Consider the following 26,523-nt stretch of genomic DNA (forward strand, 5'->3'; position numbering starts at 1 on the left):
CACGACAATAAAGGGTATATCCGATGAGCAACGTCGACGAAACCATCCAGGGCATGAAGGCCAAATTCAATCCTAGCGCTGCAGCCGGCCTGGATCTGGTCTTTCAGTTCAATATCACCGATGCCGAAAACTATTACCTGGTCGTGAAAGACGGCACCTGTGATTTCCAAAAGGGCGAATCGGCCGATGCCAATGTCACGCTGATCATGGATAGCGAAACCATGCAGGGCGTCATCAGTGGTGAAACAGATGGCATGCAGGCTTTCATGGCCGGCAAGCTGCGTGCAGAAGGCGACATGATGCTCGCGCTGAAGCTGAGCGAATTGTTCCCGGCCTGATCTGCCGAGATACAAAAAGCCGAAGTCTCATGACTTCGGCTTTTTTATGCGCTTTTTTGGGCTTTTTGCACGCATCAGGCACCTTGATTACCCGGCAACACCCCGGCCAATAACGGCCGACTCCCCTTGGTGATGCCAGATGGGCGCATTAGATTAGAGGTGTCGGATGGTCAGTGGCGCCGAGGTTAGACGGCAGCGAAACTGGTCATTGAGGCATCGATTACAGAAAAGGGAAAAGCATGGCGCTTACCGATCAGACCAGCCGCATACGCGACGGCGAAGAACTGCCCACCGAGGCCATCGACCAGTACCTGAAAGCCCAAATTCCAGGGCTGGAAGGGATGCCGACTATTTCACAGTTCCCAGGCGGCGCGTCCAACCTGACCTATCTGCTGGAATATCCAAAGCAGGAATTCGTACTCCGCCGCCCTCCCTTTGGTCACAAAGCCAAGTCGGCACACGATATGGGCCGCGAATACCGAATTCTCAACCAGCTAAACGCTGGCTTTCCGTACTGTCCGAAGGCTTACGCCTACTGCACCGACGAGGCGGTTATCGGCTCAGAGTTTTATGTCATGGAGCGGGTCAAGGGCATCATCCTTCGCGAGGACATGCCCGCCGAGCTTGGTTTCACGGCGGAGCAAACCACCGCGCTATGCAAGAGTTTCATCGATAAGTTTGTCGACCTGCACAACGTCGACTACAACGCCTGCGGTCTAGGCGATCTGGGCAAGCCAGAAGGTTACGTCCAGCGCCAGATAAATGGCTGGATCGATCGGTATGAGCGTGCAATCACGGCTGACGCGCCCGGTTGGGAGCCGGTCAAGGCTTGGCTGCGGGACAAGATGCCAGCCGATCACCCCAAGCCTGGCATCATCCACAACGACTACCGCTTCGATAATGTAATCCTCAATCCAGATAACCCGATGGACATCATTGGCGTCCTCGATTGGGAGATGACAACCCTGGGTGATCCGCTGATGGATCTCGGCAATACGCTGGCCTACTGGATCGAAGCGACGGACCCGCCGCCGATGCAGCTGATTCGCAAACAGCCAAGCAATGCGCCAGGCATGCTGACTCGCCAGCAATTTGTCGATTACTACGCTGAGCGGGCTGGCATTCGCATCGACAACTTCGATTATTACTACACCTACGGTCTGTTTCGCCTGGCTGCCATCGTGCAACAAATTTACTACCGCTATTTCCACGGCCAGACCCAAGACAAGCGATTCGCAAAATTCGTACAAATGAATGCCCTGCTCGAGCAAGTGAGCCTGCAGGTTATTAACAACTCGAAGCTGTAACACAGCTCACCAAGAGGAAACCAACTCCATGAGCAAGACCACCCTGTTCAATCTTGACGGCAAAATTGCATTCGTATCCGGCGCCAGTCGTGGCATTGGCGAAGCCATCGCCAAACTGCTAGCCCAGCAAGGGGCCCACGTTATCGTTTCCAGCCGCAAGATCGATGGCTGCCAGGCGGTTGCCGATGCGATCAACGCCGATGGCGGCAAGGCTACTGCAGTCGCCTGCCATATCGGTGAGCTCGAACAGATCCAGGCGGTCTTCGCTCAAATCCGCGAGCAGTTCGGTCGACTGGACATTCTGGTTAACAACGCGGCTACCAATCCGCAGTTCTGCCATATCCTCGACACGGACGTATCGGCCTTCCAGAAGACAGTTGACGTGAATATCCGCGGCTATTTCTTCATGTCCGTCGAAGCCGGTAAGTTGATGCGAGAGCATGGGGGCGGCAGCATCATCAACGTGGCCTCTATCAATGGCGTCACACCAGGCAACTTCCAGGGCATCTATTCAATCACCAAGGCAGCGGTTATCAATATGACCAAGGCCTTCGCTAAGGAGTGCGCTCCACAGGGCATTCGCTGCAACGCCCTGCTGCCCGGCCTCACCGATACCAAGTTCGCCTCGGCGCTGGTCAAGAACGATTCGATCCGCGAAGAAGCCCTACGTCACATTCCGCTGCATCGCGTTGCTGATCCCAGCGAAATGGCTGGCGCTGTGCTTTATCTCGCCAGCGATGCGTCGAGCTACACCACGGGTCTGTCGCTCAACGTGGACGGCGGATACCTCGCTTGATTGGCAGGCCAACATGAAAAAGGGAACCTTCGGGTTCCCTTTTGCTTCTACGAAACCCACCGCTACCAGTCTTTCATCGCCTGCTCTGCTGCCACGTTTGCCGGTTTCGCCAATAGCCCGGTTGGCGCCATCTCGACTGTATAAACGGCTCCATCTGTGATCGGTAAATAGCTAACTCTGCGGGGTTGCGCCTCAAGCATTAGCGGAGCGCACTGGCAACGATGCAACCATGCCCAAAAATCTACGCCTGCCCGGCTATGCCCCAGCTGCACATAGGGACGGCGCGCCTGATCCTGCTGCTCGACGGCAAGGTAGCGGCCGGAGAGCCGCTCCAGCCGATAGCCAGGCTCCAACCCGATGAGCGCTGCAAGCCCCTTCCAATGAAGCGCTCGCAGATCAAGCTGCCAGAGATCGCCCTCCAATGTTACGAAGCGAGTGTTTTGCCCTTCTTGCACCTTCACTTGATAACGCTGCTGACCATCGGCCTGAAAGGTCAGCGAAGCCAGCGGAGTGCCGTGACCCAGCGGCTGATAGGTGGTGACATCCCAGGCGACTAGGCCAATAAGGCCAGCCAGTGAAAGCACCAGCATCCCGACGGTGCCACGTAACCAGCCCAGCAACCAATGACCGCCGGCGAGCATTTTCGCCGCGACCAGCGCAGTAATCATCGCGAGTAACGCGACAACCACCGCAAGCCCTAAATATTGCATTGCCCGCCATTCCCAGCGAAATTCGATGGGGCATTATCGATATGGCCAATCCCGGCAGCCAGCACCAGAGCGGAAGGCTGGAGACGAGTCGACATTCTCCGTCGGACATTGCTTAAACAATCCGTACCGCAGCCTTACGAGCCGCTTGGCGTTGAAACGACGCAACCGGCATGATGCTCCACATGCCCTGTCGATTTTGCTTATGAGTGTTTCAGATGCTGACGTTTGAGCTCGCTACGGACCCCATGGTATTGGCCGCCCTTATGGCCGTCGCTTTCCTTGCGGGCTTTATCGACGCCATTGCCGGCGGTGGCGGCCTGCTGACGCTACCGGCATTGCTCACAGCCGGCTTGCCGCCGCATCTGGTTCTAGGCACCAACAAACTGTGCGCCACCTTTGGCTCCGCTACGGCAAGCTTCACCTTCTATCGCAGAAAACTGTTCCATCCGCGGCAATGGCGATCCGCGCTCGTGGCCACTGCCGTTGGGGCGGCGCTGGGCGCGGGGTTGGCGCATATGATCCCGGCGCGCTGGCTAAATCAGGCATTGCCATTGGTGGTATTTGGTTGCGGGCTCTATCTGCTTTTCGGACAGATGCCGACCACACCGCGATCGGACGCCGCGCCACTAGCCGCAGGTAGGCAATGGCCACAAGGCCTGACACTGGGCTTTTATGACGGCATAGCCGGACCCGGCACGGGAGCGTTCTGGACCGTCAGCAACATGTTGCTCTATCCGCTCGACTTGCTAAAAGCCAGTGGCGTGGCTCGCAGCATGAACTTCGTCAGCAACGGTGTCGCACTTGCGGTTTTCATCGCTGGCGGACAGGTCGCCTGGGCGCTGGGCATCGGCATGGGGCTTGCGTTGATGATCGGTGCATACCTGGGGGCGCGCACCGCAATCCAGGGTGGGTCAAGATTCATCCGCCCGATCTTTATCGCGGTAGTACTGGTACTGAGTCTGCGGCTAGCTTGGCAGCACTGGTTCGGAATGGCCTAGCCGCCGAGCCAGATACAGATCGATCAAGTAACGGGCGATGGATTTTGAAGCCGGCAGCGCAGGCAGATCGTGAATGGAAAACCAGCCCGCATCCTCGATCTCCTCAGGCTGCATCACGATCTCGCCCGATACATATTCGGCGTGAAAGCCAAGCATCAAAGAGTGTGGAAATGGCCAGCCCTGACTGCAGATATAGCTGGGCTCACCAATCGATACGCCAACCTCCTCGTGCACCTCCCGCCTGACACACTGTTCGACAGATTCACCTGGCTCAACGAACCCAGCAAGCGTGCTGTATACACCTGGAGCAAAGCGCGGTGAGCGGGCCAGTAGCAGCTCGTCGCCACGGGTTACCAAGACGATCATGCTCGGCGAGATACGAGGGTAGTGATGAATGCCGCAACTCTCACACTGCATTGCACGCTCGGTAGCATGCTGGCGCATCGGGTTGCCGCAACTGCCGCAAAAGCGATGATGGTTTGCCCAGGTGCCAATTTGCGCAGCGAAACCGAGCATCCGAAACCTTTCGGTATCGTCATCCTGCATCATGAATTGACGCAGCCCCTGCCAACCCGCGCCAGGTACTTCGACAGGGTGCGTCAACTCCATTAGGAACACCTGGTCCCCATCGAAATAACCCAATCCCTGCTCGCTAAGTAACGGCAGGTCGAGGCGCTTCAGCCAATCTCTGGGAAACAGCACGCCATTGGCGTCACAAAGAAATCCTTGCTGGCAATGCACGACAGCCCAACCACCACCGGCGACCGGATCGAGCAGTGCCGGCTGCCATCGCAAACTCATCAGGCAGCCACCGGTAGACCTAATGCCCGCACACTTTCGGTCGCGAGATCCAGCACGCTAACGCGCGACTCGTCGCGCCGCAGTAACGCTCCGCCGTCGAGGTAATACTCGAGGCTGGTTAGCGCATCAGCCAGGGTTTCAAGCATTTGCTCTGGTGGCATTTGTACGCCCTCGAGCATCTGTTTCTGAATAAAGTCGGCACATGCTCCAATCAACTCAGCGGCACGGTCCTGCTCGAGAAAACGCAGGCCGCCACGAACAGCCATCAAGCTGAAAGGGACGTTGGCCAGATGCAATTTCTCCCCATTGGATTCCAGATAGGCTGTGATGGCACGTTTGGCCAAGGCCAGGCCAGCGGTCGCCTCGCCGATAACCACGATGCAGGCTTCGGTGAGCTGATGGTTGGCGAATGCTTCAGCCTCTTGGCCCGGCTGAGCAATCTGGGGCCGCGAATCATAGTGCTCGCCGCGCTCCAGGCTGGCCACCATGCTTTCGACATAGAGCACCGCATCGGCCAACTTCAACAGTACCCGGGGCTCGGGCAGTTGCTCCGCGCTCCAGCCAGAAACCACCGACAGCTGCGCATGCAAGGTACTCGATGCCGAGGACAAGCCCACCATACCCAGCGTCTTCGCCAGCTTGCCGAGCAGGCTATGCAGGTTCGCATACGACTCAGCCGGTGCGGTCTGGCGCTCGATGAGGTCTAGCAGATCTTTGAGGGCTGCCAGCTCTTCGCGGATCGCCGACGAAAGGGAGCGCATCACAGCTTGCCCAGGGCCGGCCAAACGCTGTGACTCTTCCTCGAGAAGATGGTCGGTGAAGGGTAACGAACCAAGCGAGAACGTTTCCCGGACCTGGCTTGCTAACGGCCCACTGCTTTCGGCCAAGGCGACGAGATACAGCAGCTCTTTGAGCAGAACCCTAGGCGGCTCATAGGCATCGTGACCGCTGAGCTGTCGAAGCTCTCGGTCAAGCCTGGAAAACAATTGCTTGCGTGCCTGACGCGGCAACAGCTGGCCATCCAGCTGGGCCTCCAACGCTGCGCTCCCCAGCCAACACAGGCGACCGCCTGGCGAGTTGGCAAACAGAAGATCCAAACGACCCAGCGCTCGAGCCATAAGCTTGAGACTGGCCGATGCATTGTCTTCCCGAATGAAGCCGAGCAAGCCGACCTGATACATCTGGCGCAACCGGCGCGCTTCGGCCGCACGCGCAGCCGGCTCGCGCACCGCAGCCTCGATCGGCGGGCGCGCATGATCGAGGCGGACACTAAAAAAGAAGCTCTCAGGTAGCGGCGACTGCCCACTAACCAACCGCAAGGCATTGATCGGCGGAAGTAGCAGTTCAGGCATTTCCTGGCGGCTGGCGTCGACGCTTTCCAGATACCGTCCGAGCACATACAGCGCGTTGCTCAGCGAGGCCAGTTGACTGTCGCGGTCCTCCCCCGCTCCGACTGGGATATCTGTCGACAGCTGAAGTATTTCCTGCGCCAGCAGTTCGGCGCCGGTCAACTCGATGAGGCGCAGGGTGCCGCGGACCTGCTTGAGATTTTCGACAGCCTGTTGCAGCAGCCCGCCGTTGTTTCTGTCGATGATGAAATGCTCGAGGCTCTGCTCGGCTTCCTCCATGGTGGCGAACAACTCATCGCGAACCAGACTGAGTGAAGTAGCTCCGGTAACCATGCCTAGCGCGCCTCCCGCGCAACGTTTGAATGATGCATCAGTCAGCGAAATCCGGTTTCTGCTTGCTCATATGGGCAGCCATGGCCACCTTCAGGTCGGCTGACTGAAGCATCGCTGCATTCCAGGTGGCGATGTATTCGAGGCCGTCATCGACACGATGGTCGCGCATGTAACGGATCATCTCCTTGGTTCCGCGGATGGCAATTGGCGATTTCGCCGCGATCTCACCCGCCAGAGCGAACACACCCGCCATAAGCGACGGCTGGTCCGGGTAGGTTCGATTGACCAGGCCGACGGACTGCGCTTCCTGCCCATCAACGGTACGTCCGGTGTATGCCAGCTCGCGCATCATGCCATCGCCAACGATTCGCGGGAGTCGCTGCAACGTGCCGACATCCGCTGCCATGCCCATATCGATTTCCTTGATCGAGAACTGCGCATCAAGCGTGCTGTACCGCATATCGCAGGCGGCGATCAGATCGATCGCGCCGCCGATGCAGTATCCCTGGATCGCCGCTATGACCGGCTTGCGGCAATTGTCCACCGCATTGAACGAGCTCTGGAGCTTGAGAATCTGGCGACGCAGGCGTTCGGCGTTGCGGCCGACATCACTGCCCATCTGAGACGCGGCCTGCGCCAGCAGTTGAAGATCGATGCCGGCCGAGAAATGCTTACCCTCGCCGGACAACACCACTACCCGAATGTCGTCCGTATCGTCGATCCATTGAAAGATATCGACTATTTCGCTCCAGAATACGGCATTCATGGCGTTGACCTTGTCAGGCCGGTTAATCGCTACATGGGCGATCTTGTCCTTCAACTCCACACGGAAGGCTTGGTAGTCGGTCACGCTATCATCCTCGACAGCCGAGGCACTCAGTGCCTGAACGGGTTCGACAGTCCTTAGAAAAGGACTGTTCTCAGCCGTGCAACTATAACAACAGCCAACTGAAAGTCGATGCGGGACGATGTGAAGCAGCCCACGCCCTCGCACATGATCTGCTTTGACAACCTGCTATAGCGGCCAGGACTGGTTGAATCCTGCGCTAACCTTCGAGGATGCAGTCGACCGTGTACCTGGCCCCGTCAGGATGCTCTTCGTGTTGCAGCCCATGCACATCAGCGTCGAAACCAGGAAATTGTGCGGCGAACCGCTGAGCGAAGGCGAGGTAGTCGAGTATTGATCGCGTTTCAGCTGTGAAGCGCTCGCCGGGCATGATCAGGGGGATTCCTGGTGGATACGGCACCAGCATGACCGCGGCGATACGGCCTTCCAGCGCCTCGATGGAGACTGCCTCAACCTCACCCCGCACCAGCTTGTCGTATGCATCGGCCGGTTTCATTGCCAACGCCGGTAGAGCGGTATACATCCGTTTCATGGCTTTTGCAGTGGCGTTGTCGCGATAGCAATCATGGAGCGAGTCGCAGAGATCTCTCAGCCCCATCCCAAAGTACTGATTGCCGCCGGCCTGCACCACGGTTGGCAATGCATCACATAACGGCACGTTGTCGTCGTAATGCCTCTTGAACTCGAGCAGCTCGGTCAACAACGTGCTCCATTTTCCCTTGGTGATACCCATGGAAAACAGCACCAGGATCGAATAGAGACCGGTTTTCTCGACAACCAGCCCACGCTCCCAGAGAAACTTGCTGACAACTGCCGCCGGAATACCCCGCTCGCCCAACTTGCCGCCAGCCGTAAGTCCCGGCGTCACCAGGGTGACCTTGATCGGATCGAGCAGCACGTAATCATCGGCGACATCCCCGAAACCATGCCAATCCGCTTCTGGCTGCAGCAGCCAGTCGCTGGTGACCAGCTCGTCCGCCCCATCGACCGCGGATGGCTGCCAGATGCTGAACCACCAGTCGTCGGGCGCCAGATGTTGCCTGAGGTTTGCCAATGCCCGGCGAAAGCTCAACGCTTCATCAAAGGTTTCCTGAATCAGTGAGCGCCCTGCGGGACCCTCCATCATTGCCGAGGCGACATCCAGGGACGCAAGGATGCCGTACTGCGGCGAAGTGGAGATATGCATCATGAAGGCCTCATTGAAACGATCACGATCCAGCTGCCGCTGCTCACTATCGAGCACATGGATCATCGACGCCTGGCTGAATGCGGCGAGCACCTTATGCGTCGAGTGAGTGGTGAATACCAGTGGTCCTTGCTCGCGGGTGTCCATCCCGTAACGCCCGTCGTAGAACTCATGGAACGCGGCGTAGGCGTACCAGGCCTCGTCAAAATGCAGAACGTCGACGCTGTTGGCGAGCGTCCGCTTGATCAGGTTTGCGTTGTAGCAGAGGCCGTCGTAGGTGGAGTTCGTCACGACCGCCAGTTTTACCCTTGGCGAGCGTCCGCGCGTAAGCGGGTTGGCGTCGATCTTGGACTGGATCGATTCCGGCGAGAACTCATCGAGCGGAATCGGGCCAATAATGCCGAGTTCGTTGCGCGAGGGCGTCAGGTACAGCGGAATCGCACCAGTCATGATGATCGAGTGCAGTATCGACTTATGGCAGTTGCGATCCACCAGTACCAAGTCATCTCGGGCCACCATCGAGTGCCAAACGATCTTGTTGGCGGTCGAGGTGCCATTGATGACGAAGAAGGTGTGATCTGCACCGAAGTTGCGGGCCGCTCGGGCTTCGGCCGCTGCTAGCGGGCCGGTGTGATCGAGCAGCGAACCAAGTTCAGGTACCGACACTGACAGATCCGAGCGCAGCGTGTTCTCACCAAAGAACTGATGAAACGCTTGCCCGACGGGACTCTTGCGAAAGGCGACACCGCCTCCGTGGCCCGGCGTGTGCCAGGAGTAGTTGGAATCGCCCGTATGCTGCACCAGCGCGCGAAAAAAGGGTGGCAACAGACCATCCAGATAACTTCGAGCCGCCCGCGCGACCTGCCGAGCCAGGAACGGAACGGTGTCTTCGAACAGATAGAGCAACCCACGCAGCTCATTCAGATCTGCCATGGCCTCGGCTGGCGCATTCTCGATGGTGATCTGTTCGCCAAGCGCAAAGATTGGCAGCTGAGGTGCACGTCGCCGAGCAACCCTTATCAGCCCCACCACATCCTGCAATAGCCGTTGGTTCTCGCCTGCGCCTTCGGCAGCGACCAGAATGCAGGCCAACCCGTGATGAGTGGATGCGACAATCCGGCCTTCTGCGGCACTTCCTGTAGGGAGAATGTGGAAGCCGTCCCGCTCAAGCTCGGCCGCTATTTCACGCACCCGCTCACCGGCAACGGTATCGGCTTTGATGTCGCGATGAACAATAAGGACGGGGAATTTGAGGTCTTTATACATGGGGGCTTCCTGGAGGCATTCTTCTCCAGCGTAGAGGCTCCGTCCCCAAGCACCAAGTGAGAATTTTCCCGCAGTGCCGACGCGCCGAGCTGCGCGTCGACATCACGCCCCTCAGGCAGGCAGTGCTTCAGCCTCGTTGTCGGCAGATTGCTCCAACTGAAGCCAGAGCGGCGTCGCTCCTGCGGCCTTCTCGATAGCGCGCATGCGGACCTCATGCGCGGCAACTTCCTCCGCACTGGCGCGGATCACCAAGGTACTGGCACGGCCGGCTGGCAACCGGCGGATCGGCGTAGCCTGCTGACGCCCACCGCTCTCGGAGTCAGCCCCCTCACCCGCAAGAGACAGGTTGGTTTGCCCGCCTGTCATCGTCAGGTAGACGTCGGCAAGAATCTCCGCATCGAGCAAGGCGCCGTGCAGATCGCGACCCGAGTTGTCGACACCATAACGCTTGCATAACGCGTCAAGGCTGTTGCGCTGGCCCGGATGGCGTTCACGCGCCATCAGCAAGGTATCGAGGATGCTGCAGTGATCGCTCAGCTCGGCACGGTCTTGCTGACCAAGCAGCGCGAACTCGTTATTGATAAACCCTACGTCAAACGCAGCGTTATGAATGATCAGCTGAGCGCCCTTTATGAATTCGAAGAACTCATTGGCGATTTCCCTGAACCGCGGCTTGTCGGTCAGAAATTCATCGGTGATTCCGTGAACGGCGATTGCACCCTCATCAACCTCACGATCCGGCTGCAGATAGACGTGATAATGCCGGCCAGTAAGACGGCGGCCGATGACCTCGACACAGCCAATCTCGATGATCCGGTGACCATCAGTCACTGGCATGCCAGTGGTTTCGGTATCGAGTACTACGCTACGCATGTTTCAATTCACTCAAGCAGGTTGTCGTTTGGCTTGCACTACGCCGCGATTGGCCAGGAGATCGGCACGCTCGTTTCCGGGATGGCCCGTATGCCCCCGAACCCACTGCCAGCTCACTTGATGACGGCTCACCTGCTCATCCAGCAACCGCCAGAGATCGGCGTTTTTGACAGGCTGTTTGGCGGCGGTCTTCCAGCCACGTTTCTTCCAGTTAGGCATCCAGTCATTGATGCCCTGCATGACGTATTGCGAGTCGGTCACCAGCTTGACCTGACAAGGTCGCTTCAGCTCTTCGAGCGCACGGATAGCAGCCATCAATTCCATGCGGTTGTTGGTGGTTTCCGCCTCGCCACCCCAGAGCTCACGCTCCACACCCTTGTAGATCAGCAGCGCGCCCCAGCCACCGGGCCCCGGATTGCCCTTGCAGGCACCATCGGTATATATCTCGACCGTTTCGTCACTCATGAGGAATTCTTTGCCTATTACTGTTCGGCATCGCGGCGGCTGACCTTCGCCACGGGCATCGGCAGCAACTGGCCCATGCGCTCGCGACGGCTCTGGCGTACGGGTCGGAGGCCTACCATAAGCTTTCGCGCCACCAGCAGGTAGAACCCGCCAGTAGGCAATTGCGATCTTTGCCCCGCGGTCTCAAGGCCGGACAACCGCGCCCGCCACTGGCTCGACGAAAGCGGCGGACAATAGCATCCGAACTGCCGTTTCTCCAGCGAGAATCCAAGCAGGTTCAACCAATCACCCACCCGCGTCGGACGAATGCAACGCGCATGGCGAAACGCCTTGCGTGACAGTAGACGAGTCGCGCCCCAGGCACTCCATGGATTGATCCCGACGATCAACAAGTGCCCGCCCGGCCTTACGCTACGAGCGGCCTCACGCAGCAGAGCGTGTGGCGACAGACTGAAGTCCAGACCATGCTGAAGCACAACGACGTCGGCCGCATGCTCGCCGATCGGCCAGGATTGCTCCTCGCACACGATTTCAACACCCGGTAGCGGTGGCCCTACACGAACGCTGCGCTTGATCTTCTGCGGCTCAATCGGAATATTGGCGAATGGCCCGTAATGCACCAGATAGCTGCCGAAACACCGCGAAAGCTGCTCGTTGATCACGCGCTGTTCGTGCTCAAGCAGCTGTCGCCCGGATGGGCCGTCGAACCAGGCACTGGCCTTGTTCATCAGCAGCAGCCAGCGCTCGTCCGATTTGCTACAAGGCTCACTCATGGCTAGCCTCCGTTCGTCGGTTTGGCCGAGCCGATCAATGCCTCCGATCGGCTCAACTCTCCAGGTTGGCTGTTAGGATGCGCTTTTGCTAATCACTTGGCGACCGTGCATATGTTGAAGATAGACGCTCTGCCCGCCTTCACCGACAACTACATCTGGATGCTGCAGGATCCCCAACGTCGTTTCTGCGCAGTAGTGGACCCAGGTGATGCCAACCCTGTCCAGCAATGGCTGGACGCTCGCCCCGACTGGCAGCTGACCGACATTCTGATAACCCATCACCACCATGACCATGTGGGTGGCGTTGAGCAGCTCAAGGCCAGGTACGGCGCAACGGTACACGGCCCGGCGAGGGAAAAAATTCCGGCCAGGGATAATGCGCTGATCGACGGGCAGCGTATTCGCATTCTCGACCATGAGCTCGAGATATTCGAGGTGCCGGGACATACCAGTGGCCATATCGCCTATTTCCATGACGATACCCAAGACCCATGGCTGTTGAGTGGCGATACGCTGTTTGCCGCAGGTTGTGGCCGCCTGTTCGAGGGCACTGCCAGCCAAATGTTCGGATCACTGCAACGGCTTGCCGCGCTGCCGGCATCTACCAAGGTTTATTGCACGCATGAGTACACTTTGAGCAACCTGCGGTTTGCCCAGGCAGTCGAACCGGAAAACCTGGATGTCGCCGAACGCCTCGAACAGGTCATCCGCTTGCGCGAAGCAAAGCGCATTACGCTCCCCGCTGACCTGCGCACCGAACGCGCCACCAACCCGTTCCTGCGTTGCAGCGATCCTCGCGTGGTAGCCGCAGCCAGCCGGCATGCAGATCGCCCACTGGAGACAGCGGAAGTCGTGTTCGCAGCTCTGCGAGCGTGGAAAGACTCCTTTTAATGAAGATCGACCAGTAGCCAAAAACCGAGACGCCGGGTTGACCCACCCGAACGGCATTCCTACACTCCCCCGAATTTGCGCGTAGGGAGCCCACCAGCCAATGCCGTCTGACTCTTCGAACAGCCCACAGCCGGACGCCTTGGCAGCCTCCGGCCGGGCCCTGGCGCTGGCAATCTGTCTCGCTATAACCGGCTGCCAAAGCACCTCTCCCCGAGCCCCGGCGGACAGCAGTGGGCAGGTCCGAGCCGTGCCAATAGTGCAGGACACCCTGTGGCTAACGGACAAGGCGCCGGTGGAAGCGACCTACGCGGACATATGGGATCGCATCAGACAGGGATTCAAGCTGCAGGACCATCTGGCCAGCAATCCGCGCATCGAACAACAGCGCCTGCTGTTCTCCAGTCGCCCGAATTCCATCGAGATGGCAAGCGAGCGCGGCAGCCCGTACATCCATTACATCGTCGAGCAACTCGAAGAGCGCGACATGCCGCTTGAGCTGGCACTGTTGCCAATCATCGAAAGTGCGTACAACCCCTTTGCCTACTCACCAGCTCAGGCCGTCGGCCTCTGGCAGTTCATTCCTTCGACGGGCCGTCATTTCAATCTGCAACAGACCAGCTGGTATGACGGCAGACGCGACATCACCGCTTCCACGGCCGCAGCGCTGCGTTACCTTACGTATCTCCACGGTTTATTCAGCGACGACTGGTTGCTTGCCCTGGCGGCGTACAACGCCGGAGAAGGGACAGTCAGTCGCGCCATCGAGCGCAACCAGAAGCTCGGTCTGCCGACGGATTACTGGAACCTGCCGCTGCCCAGAGAAACACGCGATTACGTGCCCAAACTGCTGGCGCTCTCGCAAATGGTTCAAAGCCCCGAGGCATATGGGCTGAATCTGAGTCCGATCGCCGACGAGCCCTATTTTGAAGTGGTCGCACTGAAGCAACGTATGGATCTTGCTAGGGTCGCCGACATGGTGGACCTGGATGAAGACGAGATCTATCAGCTGAACCCGGCATTCACCCGGCGCATTACGCTGGACGGCCCCCAGCACTTGTTGGTCCCAACCGATAAGGCCGAGATGTTTGCTGCCAACCTGGCGCTGATGAAGCCGCAGGATCTGGTTGACTGGCAGCAGTACAAGGTGCGCCCTGGCGACACCCTTGGCGCGATCGCCAACAAGCATCGGCTGTCCGTCAATATCATTCGTGACATCAATCGTCTTCGCAGTGATCGCCTGCAGATCGGGCAGGTTCTCAGCATTCCCCAGTCGGCCGGCGCAGCTCAATCTAAAGAGCTCCTGCATGCCGTTGCGCGAAGCCAACCGGCACCGCGAAGCTACCGGGTCCGCCAGGGTGACAACCTCTGGGACATCGCCAAAAAACAGAAGATTTCAGTGCGTGATCTACAGCGCTGGAACAACCTCTCTGGCAGCAACCTCAAGGTGGGTCAGGCCCTGTTTCTCCAAGCTGCTGGCAACAACCAGCAGGCCAAACCCGCGCCGACCTATTACAAGGTCAAGAAAGGTGATTCGCTTTATGAGATCGCCAAGCGCTTCAACGTTCAGATCAATCACTTGAAGACCTGGAACCCCAGAGACAGTGCGATGCTCAAGCCGGGCCAGACCCTAACGCTATATATCTCGCGCTGAGGTGTAGCGGGCGAAGCGTCGAGGCAGCCCGCTCAATTGCGCTTGCCGAGCGCGTCCAGGCAGCGCCCCGCCAGTTGGGTAAATCGCTGGAACGCGACGAACTGTTCGTGCTTCAGCGCTCGCCCGGATATTCGATTGTCTGCGTAAAGGACACCGATTTCTCGCGTGCCCGCCATCAATGGCGCAATAAAAAACATTCCTTTTCCAAGCTGTTGGCGAAGCGGCACGGTAACCAGCTCATCGAGGTTATTGCTTGCCGGTACGCCCATCCACAGTGGCTGACGTTGGCGCAGCACATAACTGAAAATATGCGACTGACCTGACGGATCAACGGGCAACACGAATTGCTCAAGCCAGGTCGCGGTCTGCTCACCCGCTGCGCACTTGACACGAAACGAACGCTGCTGATCGGCAAGTACGGTCAGCATTACGCGCTCCAGCCCCGCGCCTTGGTGCAGCCCCTTGAGCAGCGCTTCGAGAATCAAACCGACGTCGCCACGGCTAGCCGCCATCATGCCGAGGTCCTGCATGGCCTGCTGCATCACCAGCAGGTCTGGCTGCAAGAGGCTTGCAGCCCGCTGCGCCTGCTGTAACTGAACTTGCTCCGGGTCAGTGGACGGGATCAGCTTGCACAGTCGACTGGCTCCAAATGTCGTCGCGACGTTGACAGCCTCGTCGGCACTGGCAAGGATCTGCTGCATCGCATCCGCTTCAGAAATGCCGCCGAAATCAGCAAACTCCTTGACCAAGTCTCCCATTTCCGGGCAGCCCCACCCGTGCAGCGCTGCCGCACCGATGCGGACCCCGAGGTTGACGGAGTGTGCTGCGGGGTCTCGCAGATTGCCCGATCCATGAGCGAAACTCGCCAGCTCACCAATATTCCAGCTTTTGATCAGCCCGAGGTTAAGCTGGCGAAAACTGGTACCAAGCACTTGCTCGACCGCTTCGTCATGATCCGTACCGCCCGCCAGCTGCTCACCAAGCTCATCGGCCTGCCGACCACCGCAACCCCAAAACGCAAGCTCACCGACTTCATGGAGCAACGCGGCAATGAAGACCTCTTCTTCGTGCTTGGTCAGAACGTAGCCCGCAATGTTGCGTGCCTGCACCGCCGCATGAAATGACCGCGCCAGCAATTCCTGTAGTTGCTGGCGCGGCGCACGATCCAGCAGTCCGTCGATCAGGCTGACCGAGAGACTGATCAACCGCACATTATCGAAGCCGATCATGACGATGGCCCGCGAGATGGTCTTGATCGTTTCCTGGGAGGGGTTGTAATAGCTGCTATTACCGACTCGAAGCACCTTCGAGGTCAGGGCAGCGTCGCGCAGGAGCACGTCGGCAAGCTGTTGAACGGAGGCATGCTCCTGCTCGGTGAGGCGCTGCAGGTCCTGCACAACCGCCGCCAATGCCGGCAGTTCGGATTGATTCAGGCGGTCTATCCATGACTGCAGCCCATAGCTGGTTTCACTCAAATTGAACGACCTCACCCAACGATTGGGCGGCTGAAGGGAAAGGCAGTTTGCCCAGATAGCCGGCCTTTTTCCAGCGGATACAAGCTGTTACTGTACCCGGCCGAAAAGACCGAAAGCGCCATGGATCGGATTCACCGTTTGATGCGACCCATCCTATTACTGCTGAGCTGTCTGGGACTGAGCTTTCCGTCGTTCGCCACCATTAGCGAAAGCCACGGTTACGCGCAGTTCGGCACTCTTAAATATGCTGAAGACTTTACTCATTTCGACTGGGTGAACCCCGATGCGCCCAAGGGTGGCCGCGTGCGGCTGATGGCGTCCGGCACTTTCGACACGCTCAACCCCTACACTTTCAAAGGCACCAGCCCAACCGCAACACCTGGCTTTTTTCAGTACGGCGTCTCTGAACTGAACGAGCCGTTGATGGTTGGCACCGGTGTCTACGACCCATCCGGCGACGAACCCGCTTCCGCCTACGGGCTTATCGCCGAGACCATCGAGTACAGCGATAATCATAGCTGGGTGGTTTTCAACCTGCGCGACTCGGCTCGATTTCATGACGGGCAACCGATCACGGCCTACGACGTAGCCTTCTCCTATCAATTGCTCATTAAGGATGGTCATCCGCGCTTTCGCACAGATCTGCAGGGTGTCGAGCGCGTCGACATACTCAACCGCCATCGAATTCGTTTCGTTTTCGACAAACCGGATCAGCCCTTGCTGATCATGCGTCTCGGTGAACTGCCGGTATTGCCACAACACTACTGGAAAGATCGCGATTTCCGCGCCACAACGTTCGAGCCTCCACTGGGCAGCGGCCCGTACCGAATCAGTGATGTTCAGCCGGGTCGTCGAGTCACCTTCGAGCGAGTGAAGAATTGGTGGGGAGCGGATCTGCCGGCCAATCGCGGCAAGTACAACTTCCGCCAGGTCGACGTCGAGTTCTATCGCGATACAACGGTTGCCTTCGAAGCATTCAAGGTTGGTGAATTCGATTTTTATATCGAGCATCAGGCAAAAAACTGGGCCAACGGCTATCAGTTTCCGGCAGTTCTGCGCGGCGATGTCATTCGCGCAGAGATTCCGCACGAGATTCCCACCCAGACCCAGGCACTGTTCATGAACGCGCGCCGTTCGACCTTTGCCGACATCCGGGTACGCCAGGCGCTGGGCTTGCTGTTCGATTTCGAGTGGACCAACCGCGCCCTGTTCTACGGCGCCTACCAACGCAGCGAAAGCTACTATCCGAACAGCGAGTTTTCCGCGACCGGGACGCCGGAAGGCGGGGAATGGCTACTGCTTTCACCGTTTCGAGAGCAACTCCCCGCACAGCTTTTCACGGAGCCATTCAAACTACCGAAAACCGACGGGCGAGGGATTCCTCGCGATACTCTACGCAAGGCCCTGGCTCTACTTAAGGACGCTGGCTGGAAGCTCACCCCCGAAGGTCTTCGCAACAAGGCCGGGCGGACATTTAGATTCGAAATCCTGCTCGTCAATCCGGGCCTCGAGCGGATACTTCAGCCCTATGTCGAGAATCTTTCACGGATTGGCATATCCGCTCGTTTGCGCACTGTCGACGGTGCGCAGTACAAACAACGGCTTGACCAATACGATTACGACATGATTTTGACAACGCTGGGGCAGAGCCTTAGCCCGGGACTGGAGCAATGGCTGTATTTCCACTCCAGCCAGGTCGATGTAAAAGGCGGTCGCAACTATGCCGGTATCGCTAACCCGATCGTCGACTCACTGATCGAGAAGCTGCTTGCGGCCAAGACGCGCGAAGAGCAGATTGCCGCCGCCCGTGCCATCGACCGGGTTCTGCTGTGGAATCACTACACCATCCCCAATTGGTACATCAGCTACCACCGTCTGGCATACCGCAATCGGTTCGCCCACATCACCACACCGCCCTATACCCTGGGATTGCGAGCGTGGTGGTTGAAGGACCTGGAGAAGGCACAATGACACGCAACACACGACGGTTGTTTCTACAAGCGGGTAACCTCGCCCTCCTCCTGCTCGCCAGCCTGGCCGAAGCGGCACCGCAACATGCACTGACGCTATACGATGAACAGCCCAAGTATCCGGCTGACTTCTCGCACTTCGACTACGTCAACCCCGATGCGCCCAAAGGCGGAACACTGCGCCAGGCAGGCTTCGGCAGCTTTGACTCGCTCAACCCCTTCATCAACAAAGGGGTCGCCGCCGACGACATTGGGCTCGTGTATGACACCCTGACAACCAACAGCCTGGACGAGCCTTTCACGGTCTATGGCCTGCTGGCAGAAAAGATCGAGAAGGGTCCTGACAACAAATGGGTACGTTTCTACCTGCGGCCAGAGGCGCGGTTTCATGACGGCGAACCGGTAGAGGCTGAGGATGTTGTGTTCTCCTTTGAAACACTGATCAGCAAGGGCGCGCCGCATTACCGTGGGTACTACGCCGATGTCGAAAAAGTCGTGATTGAAAGTCCGCGTCGCGTCCGATTTGATTTCAAGCACGCAGGCAACCGTGAGCTACCACTGATCCTCGGGCAACTGCCCGTCCTGCCCAAGCACTGGTGGGAAAGCAGGGACTTTGCCACTGGCAGCATGGAAGCCCCACTTGGCAGTGGCCCCTATCGCATCGAACGTGCAGAAGCGGGACGCTCAGTTCGTTATGCCCGTGTCGAAGATTACTGGGGCAAGGACCTGGCGGTGAATCGAGGTTTCTATAACTTCGATCACGTCAACATCGATTACTACCGCGACAACACCGTGGCGCTCCAGGCCTTCAAGGCGGGACATTTTGATTATTGGCTGGAAACCAGCGCGAAGAACTGGGCCACTGCCTATGATATTGCGGCCGTCAAAGATGGACGGATCATCCAAGAGGAAATTGCCAACCACAATCCGCAAGGCATGCAGGGGTTCATCTTCAACATCCGCAGGGACCGGCTGCAAGATGCGCGCGTCCGCGAGGCCCTGGCGTTACTCTTTGACTTCGAGTGGACAAACCGTCAGCTCTTCAACGGTGCCTACACACGCACCACCAGCTATTTCGATAACTCCGAGCTCGCCGCCTCGGGCCTGCCCAGCGAGCAGGAGTTGAATATTCTTGAGCCGTTACGCGGGAAGATCCCCGATCAGGTATTCGAAAAACCTTTCGAACTTCCACAGACCAACGCCGATGGCATCATCCGTGCGCAGCAGCGCCGGGCCTACGAACTGCTGACCGCAGCGGGCTGGAAGATTGAAAACGACCAGATGGTCGACGCCGAGGGCAAACCCGTCAAACTCGAATTTCTCTTGGTGCAAGCCGACTTCGAGCGTGTGCTGCTGCCCTACAAGCGAAACCTTGCCAGCCTGGGTATCGAACTGGAACTCCGGCGCGTCGACGTATCGCAGTACATAAATCGATTACGTTCGCGCGACTACGACATGATTGTCAGCGGCTTTGGCCAGTCCAGCTCTCCAGGCAACGAGCAGCGTGAGTACTGGCACTCGGCGAGCGCCGACAACCCGGGAAGCCGCAACTACATCGGGCTGAAAGACCCCGCCATCGATGTACTGGTAGAAAAGCTGATTGCCGCGGACTCACGGGAAGAACTCATTACACGCACTCGCGCGCTGGATCGTGTATTGCTCTCAGGCCACTATGTAATTCCCAACTGGCACATCAAGACCTGGCGCGTCGCATACTGGAGTCATCTGGCCCATCCCGAGACGACGCCCCGTTACGATGTCGGCCTGATGACCTGGTGGATCAAGCCAGATGTAAGCCAACCTGAGCCGAAGCCGGTCGATGACGAATCTGCCGCTGCAGCAGAGACCAGTAAACCCAGTGTGACGGAGCGATAAGCATGCTCGCGTATGTATTCCGACGCCTGTTGCTCATCATCCCGACCCTGTTCGGCATCCTGCTGATCAATTTCATCATTATTCAGGCCGCTCCCGGTGGGCCTGTCGAACAGGCGATCGCCAAGCTGGAGGGCTTCGACGGCGCAACCAGCCGGATTGCCGGCGGGGGATCGGAAGTCGCTACTGGCAGCAACAGCTATCGGGGCGGGCAAGGCCTGGACCCCGATCTGATTGCTGAAATCGAACGCCTTTACGGCTTCGACAAGCCCGCACCAGAGCGCTTCTGGATCATGCTCAGCAACTACCTGCGGCTGGATTTCGGCGAAAGCTTCTTCCGCGATGCCAGCGTGACTGATCTGATTATCGAAAAGATGCCGGTGTCGATCTCGCTGGGGTTATGGAGCACGCTCATCATGTACCTGGCGTCGATTCCCCTGGGGATCGCCAAGGCCACCCGGCATGGCAGTGCGTTCGACGTCTGGACCAGTTCGGCGATCATCATCGGCTATGCAATACCGGCGTTTCTGTTCGCCATTCTGCTGATCGTGCTGTTCGCGGGCGGCAGCTACTGGAACTGGTTTCCGCTGCGGGGACTCACTTCCGGAAACTTCGATGAATTGTCGCTCACCGGCAAGATCATCGACTATTTCTGGCACCTTGCACCTCCCGTTACGGCATTGGTGATCGGAAATTTCGCGACGCTCACCCTGCTAACGAAAAATAGTTTTCTCGACGAGATCAACAAGCAATACGTGATCACAGCGCGCGCAAAAGGCCTGAGCAAAAATCGCGTGCTGTACGGCCATGTGTTCCGCAACGCAATGCTGATCATCATCGCTGGTTTCCCATCGGCCTTCATCGGCATGTTTTTCACGGGCTCCTTGCTGATCGAAGTGATTTTCTCGCTCGACGGCCTTGGCCTGCTCAGCTTCGAGGCTGCCATCAATCGTGACTATCCCGTCGTGTTCGGCACCCTCTTTCTCTTCACCTTGCTTGGACTGGTGGTCAAGCTGATCGGCGACCTGACCTACACGCTCGTCGACCCTCGAATCGACTTCGAAAGCAGGGAGGCCTGAGATGAAGCTGTCGCCGCTGAACCAGCGCCGCTTCGCCCTGTTCAAGGCTCACAAGCGCGGCTGGTGGTCGCTGTGGGTATTTCTGACCTTGTTCATCCTGAGCCTCGGCGCGGAGATAATCGCCAACGATAAGCCGATCCTGGTTCGTTTCGATGGCGACTGGTATGTCCCTGTGTTCAAACGCTATCCAGAGACTGTCTTCGGTGGCGAGTTTCCGCTGCAAGCGAACTACAAAGGTCCGTACATCCAGGAGCTGATCGAGAAGAAGGATGGCTGGATGATCTGGCCACCCATTCCTTTTCATCATTCCAGCATCAACTACGACCTGCAGGTGCCCGCTCCCGCTCCGCCGTCCTGGGAAAACTGGCTAGGTACCGATGACCAGGGGCGCGACGTGCTTGCGAGAGTCATTTACGGGTTCCGGATTTCGGTTCTGTTTGCGTTGACCCTGACCCTGATCAGCTCGGTTATCGGCGTAATTGCCGGCGCTCTACAAGGTTTCTACGGCGGCTGGGTCGACCTTGTTGGTCAGCGCGTGCTGGAAATATGGTCCGGTCTTCCGGTGCTCTATCTGCTGATTATTCTCGCCAGCTTTGTGCAGCCCAACTTCTGGTGGCTGCTCGGCATCATGCTGCTATTTTCCTGGATGAGCCTGGTCGATGTCGTTCGGGCCGAGTTCCTGCGCGGTCGTAATCTTGAGTACGTGCGAGCGGCGCGCGCACTGGGCATGCGCAACGGCGCAATCATGTTCCGCCATATCCTGCCCAACGCGATGGTGTCGACCATGACATTCATGCCGTTCATCCTCACCGGAGCGATAGGCACATTGACGGCCTTGGACTTTCTCGGCTTTGGACTACCGCCCGGCGCTCCTTCGCTGGGCGAGCTTGTAGCACAAGGCAAGGCGAACCTGCAGGCGCCGTGGCTGGGAATCAGCGCATTCATGGTCCTGGCGATCATGCTGACCCTGCTGGTATTTATCGGCGAGGCTGCTCGCGACGCTTTCGACCCAAGGAAATAGCATGACCGAGAACCTTATCGAGGTCCGCGATCTGGCGGTCGAGTTCGTCACCAATGGCCAGGCCCAGCGTGTAGTGACGGGCGTGAGCTTCGATATCCGCAAGGGCGAGACGTTGGCACTGGTTGGTGAGAGCGGTTCGGGCAAGTCCGTCACAGCACACTCAATCCTGCGTCTGCTGCCCTACCCCCTCGCGCAGCACCCGGCGGGAGAAATCCGCTATGCAGGCGAGGATTTACTCCAGGCGACCGAGAAACGCATGCGCGGTATACGCGGAGACCGGATAGCCATGGTGTTTCAGGAGCCGATGACCTCGCTCAACCCGCTGCATACCATAGGCAAGCAAATCAACGAAGTGCTGCAGATCCACAAGGGCCTCAACGGCAAGGCCGCTACGGCGCGCACTCTCGAACTGCTTGAGCTGGTTGGGATACCTGAACCGACCAAACGGATCCGGGCCTATCCTCACGAACTCTCCGGCGGTCAGCGCCAGCGCGTGGTAATTGCCATGGCGCTGGCGAATGAACCCGAGCTGCTGATTGCCGACGAGCCCACCACGGCGTTGGATGTGACGGTACAGCTGAAAATACTCGAGTTGCTCAAGGAGCTGCAGGGGCGCCTGGGCATGGCCCTGCTGCTGATCAGTCACGACCTGAACCTCGTCCGCCGAATCGCTCACCATGTATGTGTCATGAAGAGTGGTTCTGTCGTCGAACAAGCACCTTGCGAGGAATTGTTCCGATCACCGCAGCATCCCTATACACAGGAACTGCTTGGGGCAGAGCCTAGCGGCGGGCCGGTACCGGTTGAGGCGTCTTCGCCGACACTGCTGGAAGTGAATGATCTGCGGGTCTGGTTTCCTATCAAGAAGGGACTTTTCAGGCACACGGTCGACCATATCAAGGCAGTCGACGGCGTCACGTTCAATCTGCCAAAAGGTCAGACGCTGGGCATTGTCGGAGAAAGCGGCTCGGGAAAATCGACGCTGGGCTTGGCCATTCTGCGTCTGATTTCGAGCAGCGGCGAAATCCGTTTTGACAACCAGGCGCTTGAGACCATGTCGCAACGGGCGGTGCGTCCATTGCGTCGGCAAATGCAAGTCGTGTTTCAGGACCCTTTCGGCAGCCTGAGCCCCCGCATGTCGGTGGGGCAGATCGTCGGAGAAGGGCTTAGTATCCATGGTATGGGCTCCGCGAAGGAACAAGCACAAGCAATCATCGATGCGCTGGTCGAGGTTGGACTCGACCCTGATAGCCGGCACCGCTATCCCCACGAGTTTTCCGGAGGCCAGCGGCAGCGAATAGCCATAGCCAGGGCGCTGGTCCTCAAGCCTGATTTAATTCTGCTTGATGAACCGACCTCGGCACTGGATCGAACTGTACAGCGGCAAGTGGTGGAGCTACTGCGCTCACTTCAGGCCAAGTACAACCTGACCTACCTGTTCATCAGCCATGACCTGGCGGTGGTTCGGGCGTTGAGCCATCAGATGATGGTGGTCAAGCAAGGCAAAGTCGTAGAACAGGGAATGGCGGAGGCCATCTTCGCCGCTCCGCAACATCCATACACACAGCAGCTGCTGGAATCGGCCTTCATGATCCCAGCCACTGATGAACAACCAGAAGAGGGAAAAGCACATGGGTTTTCTTACCGGTAAGCGCGTATTGATCGTCGGCGTCGCCAGCAAATTGTCGATTGCCTCCGGGATCGCAGCGGCCATGCACCGTGAAGGCGCCGAACTGGCTTTCACCTATCAGAACGAGAAGCTCAAGGGCCGTGTCGAGGAGTTCGCTGCCGGCTGGGGCTCGGGGCCTGAACTGTGCTTCCCTTGCGACGTCGCCAGCGACGACGAGATCGTCAAGGTTTTCGAAGCGCTTGGCAAGAAGTGGGACGGTCTGGACGGTATCGTCCACTCGGTAGGTTTCGCCCCGGGTGACCAACTCGATGGCGACTTCACCGAAGTCACCACCCGTGAAGGCTTCCGCATCGCTCATGACATCAGCGCGTACAGCCTCGTTGCGCTGGCCAAGGCCGGGCGCCCGATGATGAAGGGCCGCAATGGAAGCATCCTGACGCTTTCCTACCTCGGCGCTGAGCGCACCATGCCCAACTACAACGTTATGGGCATGGCCAAGGCCAGTCTCGAAGCAGGCGTTCGCTATCTCGCCGGCAGCCTGGGCGCTGAGGGTACTCGCGTCAACGCGGTGTCTGCTGGCCCTATCCGGACGCTGGCAGCGTCCGGAATCAAGAGCTTCCGCAAGATGCTGGCGGCCAACGAAAAGCAAACGCCGCTACGCCGCAATGTGACCATTGACGAGGTCGGCAATGCTGGCGCCTTCCTCTGCTCAGATCTGGCATCGGGTATCAGTGGCGAGATTCTCTATGTCGATGGCGGCTTTAACACTACCGCGATGGGTGCAATAGAAGACTGATTCGCCAGTAAAAGAAAAACCCGCACATGATGCGGGTTTTTTTTGCGCTACAGCTCGATCAGAAGGTCTCGATCTCGGCGTCCGCATGCAGCATCTGGCGGTAGGCAGCGAAATCCTGCTGGCCGCTGCGTGAAGCCAGAAAGCGACGATAGTTCTGCTTATCTTCCGCCGAGAGATCCGCTTTTGGCTCACTTACGCCGCTTAGACGAACCACGACGAAATCACCGTTGGCAAGACGAACACTACCGTAACTCGGTTTGTCACTTGTCTCCGGTTTCGGCATCCGAAACACTTGTTGTAGCACCGCCGGCTCAACGCCTTCCTGGTTGCGAGAAGCGGCCTCGATCGGTTGCCATTGCTGTTCGATCTGCCCGCCATCACGCAGCGTAGCGATCAGCTGAGTGCCTGCTTCGAGAGCTTGCTCTGCCGCCTTGCTGCCCTTGAGCTGAGTAACAATGTCGTCCTTCACCCTATCGAAGGGCAACACTTCAGGTTGCAGGTGCTCTTTCACGCGGACCGCAACGACGGTATCCGGATCCAGTTCGATTACGCTGCTATTAGCACCATCGACCAGAACCTCATCACTGAACGCAGCCTGGACAACCTGCCGATTCGATGCGACCCCAGCCCCACCCTCACGCCCGAATGCCTCGGTCGTTTGCACTGAAAGGCCCAGCTCCTGTGCCGGCTGAAGAAGGTCGGATGATTCGAATGCCGTGTCCTCGAGCTGCTTGCTGGCTTCGACAAAACGCTGCTCGACCTGTTGCGCCTTAAGTTCGCGCACCAGCTCCGGCTTCAGGCTCTCCAGGGTCGGGATCTCTGGCGACTGAACGTCGAGCAGCTTGATCAGATGCCAGCCGAAGTCAGAGCGAACCGGCGCAGAGACCTCGCCTTCACCCAAGGCGTACAGCGCCTCCTCAAATGCCGGGTCATAAACGCCCGGACCGGCAAAGCCGAGATCGCCCCCTTCATTTGCGGAACCAGGATCTTCTGAAAGCTCCTTCGCTAACGCCGAGAAGTCCTCACCAGAGGCCAAACGCTTGGCGATCTCGTCGATTTTCTTCTTGGCAGCGGCATCGCCACTATCATCGGTTTCGATCAGAATATGCGCCGCACGACGTTGCTCTGCCAGAGCGGCGATGCGCTGCTGATACAAATCCTGCAGCTCCTCCTCCGAGACCTCGACCTGATCAAAGAAGGACTCCTTTTTCAGCTCGACATACTCGACGATAACTTGCTCGGGCGAACGAAAGCGGTCTGTATTTTCTTCGTAATATTCGCGCGCTTCGTCATCGCTTACGTCAACCGCGGCCGTTTCAGCCGGCACGGTAACAGTTGCGAAATCGCGCGTTTGCTGTTCCAGCCGAGCAAATGCTTCGATCTGCTCATCCGTGACGAAACCTGAACCGGATATGCCTGCGCGGAGTTGGCCGATCAACATTTCCTGCTTCAACAGCTCGCGGAACTGCAGCCGGGTATAACCCATTTGCTGAATTACCTGATCGAAGCGCGCAGCATTAAACGCACCGTCCACTGCGAATTCAGGCGTCTGCAGGATCAGTTGATCAAGCGCTGCTTCGGAAAACGCGAAATCTGCATCGCGCGCCCCTTGCAGCAACAGTGCTCGATCAATGAGCGCCCGCAGCGATGATTCGCGTACCAGCTTGTCGTCCAGCATTGATGGGTCGAAGTTTCCTCCGAGCTGCTGGGCCAGTTGCCGACGTTGCATGTTCATAGCCTGGTTGAGCTCATCCAGTGATATCTCTTCACCGTTGACCTCTGCGGCATTGCGGCTGCTGCTGGCATTGAAGATGGCGTCGAAGCCGGTCAGCGCCAGCAGCACTACGATGATGCCGATGATGGTTTTGGCAATCCAGCCTTGTGAATTGTCCCTGATATTCTGAAGCATGCGTCCCCCAGGAGTCAGCTGCGCAGTCACCGCTGCAGCGCGGGAATCCGGATAAAAAGAAAGGCGCATCCAGGGATGCGCCTTCTCGGAGCTTTTGGAGCAGTTGGGCCTAATCCCCCAAGCCCGAACGCAACAAGCAGTGCCTGTTCGACTAACCGCTCCAAGCCAGGGCCAGCGCTAACTGACA

At 58.2% G+C, this 26,523-nt stretch carries 22 protein-coding genes; 12 read left to right on the top strand and 10 right to left on the bottom strand.

From position 1 onward, the window contains the following. Positions 1-23 precede the first annotated feature (23 nt). From PSTU_RS0101135 to PSTU_RS0101145, 3 genes are all read left to right on the top strand, one after another. Positions 24-338 carry an SCP2 sterol-binding domain-containing protein gene (locus PSTU_RS0101135; protein WP_019339209.1) on the top strand — a complete coding sequence of 105 codons (315 nt, stop codon included), beginning with the start codon at positions 24-26 and terminating at the stop codon, positions 336-338. A gap of 239 nt (positions 339-577) precedes the next feature. After that, positions 578-1,645 carry a phosphotransferase family protein gene (locus PSTU_RS0101140; protein ID WP_019339210.1) on the top strand — a complete coding sequence of 356 codons (1,068 nt, stop codon included), beginning with the start codon at positions 578-580 and terminating at the stop codon, positions 1,643-1,645. Positions 1,646-1,673: 28 nt separating this feature from the next. Then, the gene (locus tag PSTU_RS0101145) at positions 1,674-2,441 is read left to right on the top strand and encodes an SDR family oxidoreductase (RefSeq protein WP_019339211.1); all 768 of its coding nucleotides are present in this window, start codon (positions 1,674-1,676) and stop codon (positions 2,439-2,441) included. Between the two features lie 62 nt (positions 2,442-2,503). Here the strand turns inward: PSTU_RS0101145 and PSTU_RS0101150 are convergent, their stop codons facing one another. Then, positions 2,504-3,151: a hypothetical protein gene (locus PSTU_RS0101150; protein ID WP_019339212.1), complete on the bottom strand. Its 648-nt coding sequence runs from the start codon at positions 3,149-3,151 to the stop codon at positions 2,504-2,506. Positions 3,152-3,366: 215 nt separating this feature from the next. Here PSTU_RS0101150 and PSTU_RS0101155 point away from each other — a divergent pair, with 215 nt between their 5' ends. Next, a complete protein-coding gene (locus PSTU_RS0101155) occupies positions 3,367-4,149 on the top strand; it encodes a TSUP family transporter (RefSeq protein ID WP_019339213.1) in 783 nt (260 codons plus the stop codon). On the opposite strand, the gene nudC is transcribed toward PSTU_RS0101155, so the two are convergent. The 7 genes from nudC to PSTU_RS0101190 all read right to left on the bottom strand — a co-directional run bounded on the left by nudC (position 4,117) and on the right by PSTU_RS0101190 (position 12,042). Then, a complete protein-coding gene (gene nudC / locus PSTU_RS0101160) occupies positions 4,117-4,950 on the bottom strand; it encodes an NAD(+) diphosphatase (RefSeq protein ID WP_019339214.1) in 834 nt (277 codons plus the stop codon). The genes PSTU_RS0101155 and nudC overlap by 33 nt on opposite strands. After that, positions 4,950-6,632, bottom strand: coding sequence for a hypothetical protein (locus tag PSTU_RS0101165; protein WP_019339215.1), 1,683 nt, complete (start codon positions 6,630-6,632; stop codon positions 4,950-4,952). Before PSTU_RS0101165 ends, nudC begins: the two co-directional genes overlap by 1 nt. 37 nt (positions 6,633-6,669) lie before the next feature. Next, a complete protein-coding gene (locus tag PSTU_RS0101170) occupies positions 6,670-7,482 on the bottom strand; it encodes a crotonase/enoyl-CoA hydratase family protein (protein WP_019339216.1) in 813 nt (270 codons plus the stop codon). 196 nt (positions 7,483-7,678) lie between these two features. Next, positions 7,679-9,931: an arginine/lysine/ornithine decarboxylase gene (locus PSTU_RS0101175; RefSeq protein ID WP_019339217.1), complete on the bottom strand. Its 2,253-nt coding sequence runs from the start codon at positions 9,929-9,931 to the stop codon at positions 7,679-7,681. 111 nt (positions 9,932-10,042) lie between these two features. Then, positions 10,043-10,804 (bottom strand): DNA polymerase III subunit epsilon, encoded by a 762-nt coding sequence (gene dnaQ, locus PSTU_RS0101180; RefSeq protein ID WP_019339218.1) that lies wholly within the window; start codon positions 10,802-10,804, stop codon positions 10,043-10,045. 12 nt (positions 10,805-10,816) lie between these two features. Then, complete coding sequence (gene rnhA, locus PSTU_RS0101185) at positions 10,817-11,269, bottom strand: ribonuclease HI (protein WP_019339219.1); 453 nt, start codon at positions 11,267-11,269, stop codon at positions 10,817-10,819. A gap of 17 nt (positions 11,270-11,286) precedes the next feature. Next, positions 11,287-12,042, bottom strand: a complete 756-nt coding sequence (locus tag PSTU_RS0101190; protein ID WP_019339220.1) for a class I SAM-dependent methyltransferase — start codon at positions 12,040-12,042, stop codon at positions 11,287-11,289. Between the two features lie 111 nt (positions 12,043-12,153). On the opposite strand from PSTU_RS0101190, the gene gloB reads away from it, so the two are divergent. Then, positions 12,154-12,933, top strand: a complete 780-nt coding sequence (gloB, locus tag PSTU_RS0101195) for a hydroxyacylglutathione hydrolase (RefSeq protein ID WP_019339221.1) — start codon at positions 12,154-12,156, stop codon at positions 12,931-12,933. Positions 12,934-13,033: 100 nt separating this feature from the next. Then, positions 13,034-14,584: a lytic transglycosylase domain-containing protein gene (locus PSTU_RS0101200; RefSeq protein WP_080571161.1), complete on the top strand. Its 1,551-nt coding sequence runs from the start codon at positions 13,034-13,036 to the stop codon at positions 14,582-14,584. Between the two features lie 32 nt (positions 14,585-14,616). Here PSTU_RS0101200 and PSTU_RS0101205 read toward each other — a convergent pair whose 3' ends face one another. Then, positions 14,617-16,059 carry an HDOD domain-containing protein gene (locus tag PSTU_RS0101205; RefSeq protein WP_019339223.1) on the bottom strand — a complete coding sequence of 481 codons (1,443 nt, stop codon included), beginning with the start codon at positions 16,057-16,059 and terminating at the stop codon, positions 14,617-14,619. 141 nt (positions 16,060-16,200) lie between these two features. Between PSTU_RS0101205 and PSTU_RS0101210 the strand changes: the two genes are divergently transcribed. The 6 genes from PSTU_RS0101210 to fabI are packed head-to-tail and all read left to right on the top strand — an operon-like array spanning position 16,201 to position 24,427. Beyond that, the gene (locus PSTU_RS0101210; RefSeq protein WP_029404551.1) at positions 16,201-18,030 is read left to right on the top strand and encodes an extracellular solute-binding protein; all 1,830 of its coding nucleotides are present in this window, start codon (positions 16,201-16,203) and stop codon (positions 18,028-18,030) included. Further along, a complete protein-coding gene (locus PSTU_RS0101215; protein ID WP_019339225.1) occupies positions 18,027-19,904 on the top strand; it encodes an extracellular solute-binding protein in 1,878 nt (625 codons plus the stop codon). The genes PSTU_RS0101210 and PSTU_RS0101215 overlap by 4 nt, the downstream gene beginning before the upstream one ends. Before the next feature lie 2 nt (positions 19,905-19,906). Beyond that, on the top strand, positions 19,907-20,980 hold the full coding sequence (locus tag PSTU_RS0101220) for a microcin C ABC transporter permease YejB (RefSeq protein ID WP_019339226.1): 1,074 nt from the start codon (positions 19,907-19,909) through the stop codon (positions 20,978-20,980). Position 20,981: 1 nt separating this feature from the next. Continuing rightward, positions 20,982-22,001 carry an ABC transporter permease gene (locus PSTU_RS0101225; protein ID WP_019339227.1) on the top strand — a complete coding sequence of 340 codons (1,020 nt, stop codon included), beginning with the start codon at positions 20,982-20,984 and terminating at the stop codon, positions 21,999-22,001. 1 nt (position 22,002) lies between these two features. Continuing rightward, positions 22,003-23,652 carry an ABC transporter ATP-binding protein gene (locus tag PSTU_RS0101230; protein WP_019339228.1) on the top strand — a complete coding sequence of 550 codons (1,650 nt, stop codon included), beginning with the start codon at positions 22,003-22,005 and terminating at the stop codon, positions 23,650-23,652. Then, positions 23,633-24,427, top strand: coding sequence for an enoyl-ACP reductase FabI (fabI, locus tag PSTU_RS0101235; protein WP_019339229.1), 795 nt, complete (start codon positions 23,633-23,635; stop codon positions 24,425-24,427). Before PSTU_RS0101230 ends, fabI begins: the two co-directional genes overlap by 20 nt. 58 nt (positions 24,428-24,485) lie before the next feature. Here the strand turns inward: fabI and PSTU_RS0101240 are convergent, their stop codons facing one another. Next, positions 24,486-26,336: a SurA N-terminal domain-containing protein gene (locus PSTU_RS0101240; RefSeq protein ID WP_029404552.1), complete on the bottom strand. Its 1,851-nt coding sequence runs from the start codon at positions 26,334-26,336 to the stop codon at positions 24,486-24,488. Positions 26,337-26,523: the final 187 nt, after the last annotated feature.

This window comes from Stutzerimonas stutzeri SDM-LAC (genome assembly GCF_000235745.1).
GTDB classification, from domain to species: domain Bacteria; phylum Pseudomonadota; class Gammaproteobacteria; order Pseudomonadales; family Pseudomonadaceae; genus Stutzerimonas; species Stutzerimonas stutzeri_H.